Source organism: Shimia abyssi (assembly GCF_003014475.1).
GTDB lineage: Bacteria > Pseudomonadota > Alphaproteobacteria > Rhodobacterales > Rhodobacteraceae > Shimia > Shimia abyssi.
In genome coordinates this window covers 54,452-67,213 of the sequence record NZ_PYGJ01000005.1, presented here as the reverse complement: position 1 = coordinate 67,213, position 12,762 = coordinate 54,452, and the positions used below count along the sequence as shown (strand labels likewise).

At 57.7% G+C, this 12,762-nt stretch carries 9 protein-coding genes; 8 read left to right on the top strand and 1 reads right to left on the bottom strand.

All coding sequences use genetic code 11. The features are described 5' to 3' along the window. The first annotated feature begins 19 nt into the window (after positions 1–19). The 6 genes from xdhA (at position 20) to CLV88_RS10260 (ending at position 9,719) form a co-directional block, all read left to right on the top strand. Entirely contained in the window at positions 20–1,471 is a 1,452-nt protein-coding gene (xdhA, locus tag CLV88_RS10285) for a xanthine dehydrogenase small subunit (RefSeq protein ID WP_106608311.1), read from the top strand. An 11-nt stretch (positions 1,472–1,482) separates the two neighbouring features. Then, a complete protein-coding gene (gene xdhB, locus CLV88_RS10280) occupies positions 1,483–3,789 on the top strand; it encodes a xanthine dehydrogenase molybdopterin binding subunit (protein WP_106608310.1) in 2,307 nt (768 codons plus the stop codon). Further along, positions 3,789–4,619 carry a xanthine dehydrogenase accessory protein XdhC gene (gene xdhC / locus CLV88_RS10275; RefSeq protein WP_106608309.1) on the top strand — a complete coding sequence of 277 codons (831 nt, stop codon included), beginning with the start codon at positions 3,789–3,791 and terminating at the stop codon, positions 4,617–4,619. Before xdhB ends, xdhC begins: the two co-directional genes overlap by 1 nt. A gap of 88 nt (positions 4,620–4,707) precedes the next feature. Continuing rightward, positions 4,708–6,285, top strand: a complete 1,578-nt coding sequence (locus CLV88_RS10270; protein WP_106608308.1) for a SulP family inorganic anion transporter — start codon at positions 4,708–4,710, stop codon at positions 6,283–6,285. A gap of 57 nt (positions 6,286–6,342) precedes the next feature. Then, positions 6,343–7,635, top strand: coding sequence for a guanine deaminase (gene guaD / locus CLV88_RS10265; RefSeq protein ID WP_106608307.1), 1,293 nt, complete (start codon positions 6,343–6,345; stop codon positions 7,633–7,635). A 128-nt stretch (positions 7,636–7,763) separates the two neighbouring features. Further along, positions 7,764–9,719: a bifunctional 2',3'-cyclic-nucleotide 2'-phosphodiesterase/3'-nucleotidase gene (locus tag CLV88_RS10260; RefSeq protein WP_106608306.1), complete on the top strand. Its 1,956-nt coding sequence runs from the start codon at positions 7,764–7,766 to the stop codon at positions 9,717–9,719. Positions 9,720–9,773: 54 nt separating this feature from the next. Here CLV88_RS10260 and CLV88_RS10255 read toward each other — a convergent pair whose 3' ends face one another. Next, positions 9,774–10,436: a DNA-3-methyladenine glycosylase I gene (locus tag CLV88_RS10255; protein WP_106608305.1), complete on the bottom strand. Its 663-nt coding sequence runs from the start codon at positions 10,434–10,436 to the stop codon at positions 9,774–9,776. 286 nt (positions 10,437–10,722) lie between these two features. Between CLV88_RS10255 and CLV88_RS10250 the strand changes: the two genes are divergently transcribed. Together CLV88_RS10250 and clpX are read left to right on the top strand one after the other, a co-directional pair. Next, a complete protein-coding gene (locus tag CLV88_RS10250; protein ID WP_106608304.1) occupies positions 10,723–11,352 on the top strand; it encodes an ATP-dependent Clp protease proteolytic subunit in 630 nt (209 codons plus the stop codon). A gap of 137 nt (positions 11,353–11,489) precedes the next feature. Next, the gene (gene clpX / locus CLV88_RS10245; protein WP_106608303.1) at positions 11,490–12,755 is read left to right on the top strand and encodes an ATP-dependent Clp protease ATP-binding subunit ClpX; all 1,266 of its coding nucleotides are present in this window, start codon (positions 11,490–11,492) and stop codon (positions 12,753–12,755) included. The last annotated feature ends 7 nt before the right edge of the window (positions 12,756–12,762 follow it).

Below are 12,762 nucleotides of genomic sequence, written 5' to 3'. Positions count from 1 at the left end.
CAATTCCAGAGAGGGTAGCATGCAGGTTCGCAACGAGATCAGGTTTCTTTTGAATGGCCGGGATGTCGCGATGCGCGATGTGGCGGCGGATGACACGCTGTTGGATTTTCTGCGAATTGAGCGCCGTTTGACCGGCACCAAGGAGGGCTGTGCCGAAGGCGATTGTGGGGCCTGTACGGTTCTGGTGGGGCGCTTGACAGATGGCGGTTTACGTTATGAGGCGGTGAATGCGTGTATCCGGTTTCTGGCATCGGTGGATGGCTGTCATGTGGTGACTGTCGAGCATTTGCAGGGGCCAGGTGGGCGTTTGAACCCGGTGCAACAGGCCATGGTCCAACATCACGGCAGCCAGTGCGGATTTTGCACACCGGGCTTTGTAATGTCGCTTTATGCGTTGTGGATGGAGAACGAACGCCCGTCGGCGACCGAGGTTGAGACAGCGATACAGGGGAATTTGTGCCGGTGCACCGGATATGCGCCGATCATTCGCGCCGCGTTGGCCGTGGCTGAATACGGTACACCATCGGCGGAACACCTGGCAGCTGAGCGAGAGGATGTTGCGGCGCGGTTGCGGACGTTGAAGGATGGCACGCGCGTTGAGGTGTGCAAGGGCGCAGCGCGCGCGATTTTGCCGGGTGATGTGGATGACCTGGCCGCTGTTTTGGAGGCGGAGCCAGAGGCAACGATTGTTGCGGGTAGCACGGATGTAGGGCTTTGGGTGACAAAGTTTTTGCGCCCGATTTCACCTGCGGTCTTTGTGGGCCATTTGGATGGGTTGAAGGCGATCGAGGTTGATGTGGACGCGGTGACGATGGGGGCAGGCGTGACCTATTCCGAAGCGCAGGATGTGATTGCGCAGGAGTATCCACATCTGAGCGCTTATTGGGATCGGATCGCAGGTTGGCAGGTGCGCAACATGGGCACGATTGGCGGAAACATCGCCAACGGGTCGCCCATCGGGGACACTCCGCCGGTGCTGATTGCGCTAGGGGCGGAGGTTGTCCTGCGCAAAGGCCCAGTGCGGCGGATTCTGCCGTTGGAGGCGTATTTTATCGCCTACGGCAAGCAGGACCGCGTGGCAGGTGAATTTGTCGAGAGCATTCGGGTGCCGCGTCTGAAGGGCGGGTTTCATGCGGCGTACAAGATATCGAAGCGGCGAGACGAGGATATTTCTTCGGTTGCAGTCGGGTTTAATGTGCAGGTTGAGAATGGCGTGATCGCCAGTGCCTGTGTGGCCTTTGGCGGGATGGCGGCGACGCCAAAACGCGCAGGCGCGGCTGAGGCAGCTCTGGTGGGGCAACCTTGGAGCGCGGCGGCGTTTGACGTGGCAGGCGAGGCGCTGGCGCGGGATTTTGCGCCGCTCAGCGATATGCGAGCCACGTCGGAGTATCGGATGAAGGTCGCTCAGAACCTGTTCCGTCGGTTCTGGTTGGAACAGTCGGGCGCAGATGTGCGCCTGATGAGCGCGTGAGGAGTGGGGCGATGAAACAGACAGTATCCATTCAAGGAAGTGTGCACACGGATTTGCAGCACGATAGTGCGGTCAAACACGTGACGGGTGCGGCGGATTATTGCGACGATATTGCCGAGCCGATTAGCACACTTCACGCCTATCTGGGCACATCGAACGTAGCGCATGGGCGGATCAAGGCGATTGACCTGAGCAAGGTGGCGCAAGCCGCTGGTGTTGTTGGTGTTTTGACGGCTGACGACATTCCGGGTGTGAATGATGTGAGCCCAACTGGGCGTCATGATGAGCCGGTCTTTGCGACGGACAAAGTTGAATTCTGGGGTCAGCCGATCTTTGCGGTTGTGGCAACCAGCCGCGAGAACGCCCGCAGGGCGGCGGAGCTGGCTTTGGTGGATTATGAAACTTTCCCGCATGTGCTTGATGCGGCGGAGGCGATGGATCAGGGATATCCACATGTGACCGATCCGCTCAAATTAGAGCGTGGCGACGTGGCCGAGGGGCAAAAGGCGGCGCATCGGATCAAAGGGCGGATGCGCGTCGGTGGGCAGGACCATATGTACCTTGAGGGGCATATTGCCTTTGCCATGCCGGGTGAAGATGACGACGTGATCGTGCATTCCTCGACCCAGCACCCAAGCGAAGCACAGCACATGGTGGCCCATGTTCTGGGCGTGCCCTCAAACGCCGTGGTCGTAAACGTGCGGCGCATGGGCGGCGGGTTTGGTGGCAAGGAAAGCCAGATGAACCTGTTCTGTGCGGTCGCGGCGATAGCGGCCAAGAAGTGGAACTGTGCGGTGAAAATCCGTCCTGATCGTGATCAGGATATGGAAAGCACCGGCAAGCGGCATGATTTTGTCGTGGATTACGATGTGGCCTTTGACGAAGGCGGGCAGATTCAAGCGGTTGAGGGGCAGTTTGCGGCGCGCTGCGGTTGGACCTCGGACCTGAGCGGGCCTGTGACGGACCGCGCGTTGTTCCATGCTGATAATGCGTATTTCTATCCAAACGTGCGCCTGACCAGCCGTCCGATGAAGACCAATACGGTCAGCAACACAGCGTTTCGCGGCTTTGGTGGCCCACAGGGCGTGATCGCGGCAGAACGGATGATCGAAGAGATCGCATATGAGCTGGGCAAAGACCCGCTTGAGGTGCGCAAGGCCAATTTTTACGGCGTGCAGGGCGATGTGACGCCCTACCACCAGACAGTTGAAGACAATATCATGCCGCGTTTGGTGGACGATCTTGAGGAGCGCTCGGAGTATCAAGCGCGGCGCAAGGCGGTGCTGGAGCATAACGCCAAAGGCGGAATCATCCGCAAAGGGATCGCGCTGACGCCGGTCAAGTTCGGGATCAGTTTCACGGCGACATGGTATAATCAGGCGGGCTGTTTGCTGCATGTCTATAATGACGGCTCGATCATGTTGAACCATGGCGGTACTGAAATGGGGCAGGGCCTCAATACCAAGGTGGCGCAGGTGGTGGCAGATGCGATGCAGGTGGATTTTGAGCGAATCAAGATCACCAAGACGACCACCGAAAAGGTGCCGAACACCTCGGCCACGGCGGCATCGAGCGGAACGGATTTGAACGGTATGGCGGCGCTGGATGCGTGTGAGCAGATCAAGGCGCGGTTAGTTGAGTGGGCCGCTGGGCATTGGAATGTGACACCTGAAGAGGTTCACTTCCTACCAAATCAGGTCAAGGTTGGGTCGGAAGGCTTTGCTTTTGCCGATTTTATCAAACAAGCATACATGGCGCGCGTACAGCTGTGGGCCGCTGGGTTCTACAAGACGCCCAAGATTCATTGGGATCGTGAAAAGGGAATGGGTCGCCCGTTCTATTACTATGCCTATGGTGCGGCAGTGGCCGAAGTGAGCGTTGATACCCTGACCGGAGAATACGAGGTCGACCGGGTCGATGTGCTGCATGATGTAGGCAAGTCGCTGAACCCGATACTGGATAAGGGGCAGGTTGAGGGCGCGTTCATTCAGGGGCTGGGGTGGTTGACCACCGAAGAATTGTGGTGGGACGATGCCGGGCGCCTGCGCACCCATGCGCCGAGTACCTACAAGATTCCGTTGGCCAGCGACATACCGCGCGAGTTCAACGTTGAATTGGCGGATTGGTCGGAAAACCGGGAATTGACAATCAAACGATCCAAAGCTGTCGGCGAGCCACCGTTTATGTTGCCGATCTGTGTGTTTGAGGCGCTGGGCATGGCGGTGGCGTCGGTCAATGAATATGCCGAGTGTCCACGGCTGGACGCGCCCGCGACACCGGAGCGCGTGTTGATGGCGGTGGAGAGGCTTCGGGGCTGATGCGGGCCGAGGCGCTCTTATCGTTTCTGGATCGCGAAGCGGTGGTCGTGCAGGTCGAGATTACGCGGGTGCGTGGCTCGTCCCCGCGCGAGGTCGGCGCGTCAATGTTTGTCGCACCGGATGCGATGGTGGGCACGATTGGTGGCGGGCAGTTGGAGTATATGGCGTTAGATGAGGCGCGTAAGCTGTTGAAAAACGGCAGTGATACGGCGTTCATGGATGTACCGCTAGGGCCCGAAATCGGGCAGTGTTGCGGTGGGCGTGTTGAGATCGCGTTGACCTTGATGGACGCCACCGCGCGCACCCTGGCGAAGACGCGGGCAGGCGCGGATGAGCGGGCCTTGCCGCATGTTTATGTGTTTGGTGCCGGGCATGTTGGCCGGGCGCTGGCCGATCTGTTTCAGCATTTGCCTGTGCGCTGCATTCTGGTGGACAGCCGTTCTGAGGAATTGGCGTTGAGCTCGGCGCGGGTAGAGCTGCGGCTTTCTGCGCTGCCTGAAGCGGACGTGCGGGCGGCACCCAAAGGGAGCGCGTATATCGTGTTAACCCATGATCACGCGCTGGATTTCCTGTTGAGCGCGGAGGCGTTGGAACGTTGTGACGCGACCTGGGTCGGGATGATCGGGTCAGCCACCAAGCGCGCGTCGTTTGAAAGTTTTGCCAAGAAAACCTGCGGCGGATTAACCACCGACGCATTAATTTGCCCCATCGGGGCAAGCGGTAGCCGCGATAAGCGGCCGTCTGTGATTGCTGCGGCCGTGGTGGCCGAAGTGATCACGGCATTGACCTCTGAACCTGCCGCACAATCGCCCGAAAGGGCCATGCCCTGAGCTGACGCCTCAGGGAGATTGGAACCGGCCATCCCACCACCCCCGAGGAGGAGCGGGAGGGGTGCGCCTTTTACAGAGGAGACCCGCTATGAGCGGATCAAGCTATACATATAAGCTGTTTTCACGCAGCGATTTCAGCGCCTTCTGGGCGCTTTTTACCGATAACCTGATCAACCTGATGGTTTTGGCGGGGATTTGCCAGTTCGTCTTTGGCATGCCCGCCGAGATCGTGTTTGGCCGCATCGTGCCGGGCGCGGCGGTCGCGATTATGGCGGGCATTGCGGTGTACACGTGGCTGGCCAAACGCACGGCAGAGCGCACCGGGCGTGACGTGACCGCGTTGCCCTATGGTATTTCGACGCCGGTGATGTTCGTTTATCTGTTTGGCGTGATCGGGCCGATTTACTGGTCGACCAATGACCCGGTTCTGGCATGGCAGGTTGGGATTGGTGCCGGGTTCATGGGCGGGATTGTCGCCGCCTTTGGCGCGCTGATCGGACCGTTCCTCAAGCGGGTAACACCGCGCGCCGGAATGCTGGGCACATTGTGCGGGATAGCGTTGGTGTTCATTGGCACGGTGCCGCTGGCGACGATTTTTGAAGACCCTTACATCGGATTTGCATCACTGATCATCATCTTGTGGGGTTTGGTCGGGCGGTTCCGTTTGCCGTTTAACATGCCCGCTGGTCTGGTGGCGTTGTTGGTTGGGACACTTGTTGCGCTTATTTCTGGCAAGGCATCGGTTTCAGTTGAGGGTGTCGGGCTGTATCTGCCGCTGCCCTATGTGGGCGATCTAGTTGCAGGTATTCAGCACCTCTTTGCCAATCCAGAGCTGTTTCTGGTTCTGGTGCCGGTCCAGATCTACAATTTCATCGAGACCATGAATAACGTTGAGAGCGCAGAGGCGGCAGGGGATCATTACCCGGTGGGCCTGTGTCAGGTGACGGACGGTGTGGGCACGATGATCGGTGCAGTCTTTGGCTCTCCTTTTCCGACCACGGCCTATATCGGGCACCCTGCGTATAAGCGTATGGGGGCACATGCGGGGTATTTGATTGCCGTCGGATTGGTCATTCCGGGGGCGGCGTTCCTTGGGTTGCTGGCGTTCCTGAACAATCTGATCCCTGTTGCGGCGGCGGCACCGGTGCTGGTGTTTGTAGCGCTGAGCCTGATTACCAACACGGCACAATCGGTGAAACCGGCGCATATGGCGGCAGTGACGATTGCGATGATGCCGCATGTGTCGGCGTTCCTGATAATCAAATGGGGCAGCCTGATGAACGCGTTGGGGGCAACCGGAGTTGAGGGCCTGCCGCGTTTGGGCGACGAGGCGCTGACCGCAGCCTTGTTGCAGCAGGGCGCGCATTTCAGCGGACATCTTGCTTTAAGTCAGGGCGCGATCATCACCGGGCTTGTCTGGGGTGCGATTGTGGCAAGCGTGATTGACGGGCGGTTCCGCAATGCAGGTGGCTTTGCGCTGGCGGGGGCTGCGATGTCGGCGATTGGAATCGTGCATTCGGCCAGCCTGCATTGGCCGGAATTGTCGGGTGTGACGGTAGGATATCTGATTTCGGCGGCATTCCTGTTGATTTACCCGATCTTTCACAAAGCTGAAGAGAATTCGCATCTGGCAGTGGACGAACCGGGCGCGACAGCGGCAGAATGAGGCAACGGCGCGGGCGGCGGTTTGCGGCCCGCGCCACTATTGAGTGTGAGACAAATGATGACAAAAACAGTTCTGCGCGGGCGTATTCTGAGCTTTGAGCGCGAGCCGCAAAGCCCTGAGGATGTAGAGGCGTTTTCTTATATCGAGGATGGCGCGCTGGTGATAGCGGATGGCCTGATCGAAGCGGTTGGGACGTTTGACGAGATTAACACATCGGAGTGCAATGTCGTTGATCATCGCCCGAACCTGTTGATGGCGGGCTTTGTTGATACACATCTGCATTTTCCACAGGTGCAGGTGATTGCGAGCTGGGGTGCGCAGCTGTTGGATTGGCTGAACAATTACACGTTCCCCGAGGAAACCCGTTTTGTGGACAAGGCACATGCCGATGGCATTGCGAAAGTGTTTTTTGATCAGTTGATCGCGCACGGTACTACAAGTGCGGTCGCCTATTGTTCGGTGCACACAGAATCGGCAGAGGCCTATTTTGAGGAGGCCGCACGGCGCGATATGCGCATGATTGGCGGCAAGGTCATGATGGATCGCAACGCTCCTGATGGCCTGAGAGATACGCCGCAATCGGGGTATGATGACAGCAAGGCGATGCTGGAAAAATGGCACGGGCGGGGGCGGGCGCTTTATGCGATTACGCCGCGTTTTGCGATCACGTCCACTCAGGAACAGCTTGAGATGGCTGGGGCCTTGGCCGGCGAGTTTCCCGAGTGCCATATTCAGACGCATCTGAGCGAGAACCACGATGAGATCGCGCTGACAAAGGAGCTTTTCCCGGAAGCGCGGGATTACATTGATGTCTATCAACAGGTTGGCCTTTTGACCGACAAGAGTCTGTTGGGGCACTCAATCCATCTGGAGCCGCGCGAGATTGACGCGATGGTCGATACCGGCGCACACCCGGTGTTTTGCCCAACATCGAACCTGTTTCTAGGCTCGGGTTTGTTTGACTATGAAGGACTGCGCGCGCGGGGCCTTGTGAGTGGCGTGGCGACAGATATCGGCGGGGGAACGAGCTATTCCATGCTGACGACGTTGGCAGAGGGGTACAAGGTGCTTGCGCTCAGGGGACAGAAGCTGCACCCGTTCCGCGCATTTGACTGGATCACCCGTGGTAATGCCGAAACACTTGGGCTGGCGGACAAGATCGGGACATTAGAGCCCGGAACGGAAGCAGATGTCGTGGTGCTGGACGCACGCGCGACGGAGGCGATGGCGATCCGGATGGATCGTGTTGAAACGCTGGCAGAGGAGTTGTTTCTGTTGCAGGTCATGGGGGATGATCGCGCGATTGCCGAAACCTATGTGGCGGGCAAAGCGATGAAACAGGCCGTTTGAAGGTGGCGGTTAGGCGCTGATTGGGATGGGTGTCAAAAACGTTTCACATCTCCGTTCTTGCCAGATGGCGTCAAAGGTCTAGGCTCATTCGGGTTCTGCTCGCACAATTTTTTGATTGGAGACGCCAAATGCCGATTACCCTGAACCGCCGTCATTTTCTGGCAAGCACTGCCGGTTTCATTGCGCTACATCCGTTTTCCGCCAACGCCGCGACCAATCAGGCCCATCTGCGGATTATGGAAACTACGGACCTGCATGTGCATGTGTTCCCTTATGACTATTATGCTGACAAGCCACGCGACACGGTTGGTCTGGCGCGGACCGCGTCGTTGATCAACGCGATCCGCGATGAAGCCTCAAATTCCTTGTTGATCGACAATGGAGATTTTTTGCAAGGCAACCCGATGGGCGACTACATCGCTTATGAGCGGGGTATGAAGGAGGGCGACACGCACCCGGTGATTGCGGCGATGAATACGCTTGGGTTTGATGCTTCGACCCTTGGCAATCACGAGTTCAACTATGGGCTCGACTTTTTGATGAAGTCGCTGGCGGGGGCAAAATTCCCGGTGGTGAATGCCAATGTCGCGTTGGAGTTGGGCAGTGACCCGACCAAGGACAAAACGCTGATCCCGCCTTATGTGATTTTGGATCATATGGTGACGGATGGCGGTGGCGCTGAGCATCCGGTCAAGGTGGGTTTGATTGGGTTCACACCACCGCAGGTTATGAACTGGGATCGTCGTCATTTGGAAGGCAAGGTTCAGGCGCGCGATATCGTTGAAACTGCCAAGGCGTATATTCCGCAGATGAAAGAAGAGGGCGTTGATATTATCGTGGTGTTGTCGCATTCCGGTATCGGCGCCGCGGATGCCAGTGACGGGATGGAGAATGCAGCTGTTCCGCTTGCCGGGTTGGATGGTGTGGACGCCATTCTAACCGGTCACAGCCATCTGGTGTTCCCTTCGCCGGGTTATGCAGAATTTGCTGGGGCCGATGTGGACGCGGGCACGTTGATGGGCACACCTGCCACGATGGGCGGTTTCTGGGGCAGCCATATGGGACTGATCGATCTGTTGATCGAGAAGGATGGCAGCGAATGGCGTGTTGTGTCGGCGGTGTCCGAAGCGCGCCCGATTTCCAAGCGCAACGAGGACCGTTCGACCACTGCGCTGGTCGAAAGCGATGCGGCGGTGCTGGCTTCGGTTCAGGCGGAGCATGATGAGACGCTGGCTTATGTGCGCCGCGCTGTTGGCAAGACGGATGCGCCGTTGCACAGCTATTTTGCGTTGGTTGCGGACGATCCGTCGGTACAGATCGTGTCGATTGCACAGCTTTGGTACATTGAACAGATGATGAAGGGCACCGAGCACGAGGGCCTCCCGATCTTGTCCGCGGCGGCGCCGTTCAAGGCTGGTGGTCGCGGGGGGCCGGAGTATTTCACCGACGTGCCCAAAGGGGATGTTGCGATCAAGAATGTCTCGGACTTGTATCTTTATCCGAACACGGCACGTGCGGTACGGGTGACAGGGCAACAGGTGAAGGACTGGCTGGAACGCTCGGCGGGGATATTCAATCAGGTAACGCCCGGCGCGCAGGATGTGGTTCTGCTGAACCCGGCCTTTCCGAGCTATAACTTTGATGTGATTGACGGGGTTGAGTATCAGATCGACCTGTCACAGCCCTCAAAATACGATCCCAAGGGCGGGCTGCTGGACGAAAATGCAAGCCGCATTGTCAATCTGACCTACAACGGCGCGCCGCTGGATCTGGGCGCGGAGTTCATTATCGCAACCAACAATTATCGCGCAGGTGGTGGGGGCAAGTTCCCCGGAGCGTCCTCGGAAACCACCGTGTTTGAGGGACCTGATACCAACCGTGACGTGATCGTGCGCTATATTGTGGAGCAGGGCACAATCAGCCCGCGTGCGGACAGTAACTGGTCGTTTGCGCCGATGGCAGGCACGACGGTGTTGTTTGACACAGGGCCAGCTGCAAAGGCTTATCTGGATCAGGTTGATGTCAATATCGAAGAAGCCGGAGACGGCCCGGACGGGTTTGCACGGTTCCGTATTTCGCTGTGAACCATGGCAAGCGTCACGGGGTGCGTCGCGTCGCCCCCCGTGACACAAGTCTGTTCAAACTGACTTAGACAAAACCTGACTGATCTGCGTTAGGCCACGGCCGGATTGCTCCATCCACGTGTTGAACGCGGACTGGACGTTCTTCATGGCACCTTTGGACGTTGGTTGTTTGTCGATCACACCCTCGGCGATCAGGCGGGCGACGACATCCCGGCTGATGATGAAGCTGTCACGACCCATAAAGCGCATGGCATATTGGCCGGTGTTTCCGCCGATACGCGCGCCGTTTTTCTTCATGGAGTCTAGCAGGCCGACGTAGTCAGTGGAGGGCCAGCCGCCCAGAACACTGCCTGCGCCGCCCTGATCGCGCAAGCTCTGGAGGTAGTGGGCATTGTCGATGACGGTGCGAATCTTGGGGCCGTTGCGCACGATCGCGGTGTCTGACATCAGGCGATCCATGTCTTCGTCATGAAGAAAGGCGCAGCGGTCAATGTCAAAGCTGTGAAAGGCGGTCTCGAAGCCATCCCATTTGTTTTCCACGACTTTCCAATTGAAACCAGCCTGAAATACACACTTGGTCAGTTGCGCGAGCCAGCGGTCTTCGGGGATTTTGGCGAGCTCTGCGGGTGCCAAAGGAGACGCCAGCGAAGCATTGAGAGCGTCCGCGCCGCCTTTACGTTCAGCGGCAATGTCAAAAATGTCGTCAAAAGAACGCATTGGAATACTCCGGGTCGGGCGGCCAGAGAATGGCATGGTGTGCCCTGGTGGGGAAGGGGCGGATTGGGTATTTTGAAACATTGAGGATGAGGGTGCTGACAGTGATCGCAGGTGTTGCACATGAGATGCGCAACGGGGTGCGCTCACGGCGACTTAACCGTTCGTTAACTTAAAAAAGATCAGGTGGCCTTGCAGCCCCCCGGACGCGGCACTAAGACTCTGTGACGGGGGACGCGATGTGGACCCCGGATACGGTTGAACAGGCAGGTTGCACAGGCAGGCGGATATGACAGACCCATTTGAGACATATATGAACACGTTGGTGCCTATGGTGGTCGAACAGACCAGCCGGGGCGAACGTGCCTACGACATCTTTTCGCGGCTTTTGAAAGAGCGGATCATCTTCCTTAACGGTCCGGTACATGACGGCATGTCGAGCCTGATCGTGGCGCAGCTTTTGCACCTCGAGGCGGAAAACCCATCGAAAGAGATTTCGATGTATATCAATAGCCCCGGCGGCGTGGTGACCAGCGGATTGTCGATCTATGACACGATGCAATACATCAAACCCAAGGTGAGCACGCTGGTAATTGGCCAGGCAGCTTCGATGGGGTCGTTGTTGTTGACGGCCGGCGAGCAGGGGATGCGATTCTCGTTGCCCAATAGCCGCGTGATGGTGCACCAGCCATCCGGCGGATATCAGGGTCAGGCGACGGATATCATGATACACGCCGAAGAAACGCTGAAGCTTAAGCGGCGTTTGAACGAGATCTACGTCAAGCACACTGGCCAGGAACTCGACAAGGTTGAGGCGGCACTTGAGCGCGACAACTTCATGTCGCCGGAAGAAGCCAAGGCATTTGGCCTGATCGACGAGATCGTTGAAAGCCGCGCCAAGGGCGACGACGAGAGCTGATGGTGATCGTCCCGCGGCGTGTCGTGCGGCGCGGGACACTTTGACATTGTACCCGCCAATTGGCTGGCCTAAGCTGGTCCAAACGCGGGAGCCAACCGGGCCAACCGGGCGGCATATCAGGGCCTGAAAGGTAGAACATGGCGAACACGTCCGGCGGAGATAGCAAGAACACCCTCTATTGCAGCTTTTGCGGCAAGAGCCAGCACGAGGTTCGCAAACTGATTGCAGGACCCACAGTGTTCATCTGTGACGAATGCGTCGAATTGTGCATGGACATTATCCGCGAGGAAACCAAAGCCTCGGGATTGAAAGCAAGTGATGGCGTGCCGACGCCGCGCGAAATTTGCGACGTTCTGGATGATTATGTGATCGGTCAGGCGATGGCCAAGCGTGTTTTGTCGGTGGCTGTGCACAACCACTACAAACGTCTGAACCACGCTCAAAAGACTGGCGATATTGAGCTGGCCAAGTCCAACATTCTGCTGATCGGCCCGACGGGCTGTGGTAAGACGTTGCTGGCACAAACGTTGGCGCGCATTCTGGATGTGCCATTCACGATGGCAGACGCAACCACGCTGACTGAAGCGGGCTATGTGGGAGAAGATGTTGAAAACATCATTCTCAAGCTGTTGCAGGCTTCTGAGTATAACGTGGAGCGCGCGCAGCGTGGGATCGTTTATATCGACGAGGTCGACAAGATCACGCGCAAGTCTGAAAACCCGTCGATCACACGTGATGTATCGGGCGAAGGGGTTCAGCAGGCGTTGCTGAAGCTGATGGAAGGCACTGTGGCTTCTGTGCCGCCGCAAGGTGGGCGCAAGCATCCACAACAGGAATTCCTGCAGGTGGATACAACGAACATCCTGTTCATATGTGGTGGCGCGTTTGCAGGTCTTGACCGGATCATTGCGCAGCGTGGCAAAGGCTCGGCCATGGGGTTTGGCGCAGATGTGCGTGACAATGACGAACGCGGTGTGGGTGAAATTTTCCAAGAGCTCGAGCCGGAAGATCTTTTGAAATTTGGTCTGATCCCGGAATTCGTTGGTCGCTTGCCTGTTTTGGCAACGCTGGAAGATTTGGACGAAGACTCGTTGGTGACGATCCTGACGGCGCCCAAGAACGCGCTAATCAAACAGTATCAACGCCTATTTGAGTTGGAAGACACGCAACTGACGTTTACTGACGATGCGCTTCAGGCCATTGCCAAACGAGCCATTGAACGCAAGACCGGTGCGCGAGGATTGCGCTCGATCCTTGAGGAGATCTTGCTCAACACGATGTTCGAATTGCCGGGGATGGATAGCGTGACCGAAGTGGTGGTGAATGAAGAGGCCGCGACGAGCGATGCTGCGCCTTTGATGATCCACGGCGAGGCAGAGAAAGAGCCGGCAAGCGCCGGGTGACCCCGAT

What these genes read in the sequence shown, in the direction of transcription:
- xdhA (WP_106608311.1), top strand. Translation starts at nt 20, where the DNA reads ATGCAGGTTCGCAACGAGATCAGGTTTCTTTTGAATGGCCGGGATGTC.
- xdhB (WP_106608310.1), top strand. Translation starts at nt 1,483, where the DNA reads ATGAAACAGACAGTATCCATTCAAGGAAGTGTGCACACGGATTTGCAG.
- xdhC (WP_106608309.1), top strand. Translation starts at nt 3,789, where the DNA reads ATGCGGGCCGAGGCGCTCTTATCGTTTCTGGATCGCGAAGCGGTGGTC.
- CLV88_RS10270 (WP_106608308.1), top strand. Translation starts at nt 4,708, where the DNA reads ATGAGCGGATCAAGCTATACATATAAGCTGTTTTCACGCAGCGATTTC.
- guaD (WP_106608307.1), top strand. Translation starts at nt 6,343, where the DNA reads ATGACAAAAACAGTTCTGCGCGGGCGTATTCTGAGCTTTGAGCGCGAG.
- CLV88_RS10260 (WP_106608306.1), top strand. Translation starts at nt 7,764, where the DNA reads ATGCCGATTACCCTGAACCGCCGTCATTTTCTGGCAAGCACTGCCGGT.
- CLV88_RS10255 (WP_106608305.1), bottom strand. Translation starts at nt 10,436, where the DNA reads ATGCGTTCTTTTGACGACATTTTTGACATTGCCGCTGAACGTAAAGGC.
- CLV88_RS10250 (WP_106608304.1), top strand. Translation starts at nt 10,723, where the DNA reads ATGACAGACCCATTTGAGACATATATGAACACGTTGGTGCCTATGGTG.
- clpX (WP_106608303.1), top strand. Translation starts at nt 11,490, where the DNA reads ATGGCGAACACGTCCGGCGGAGATAGCAAGAACACCCTCTATTGCAGC.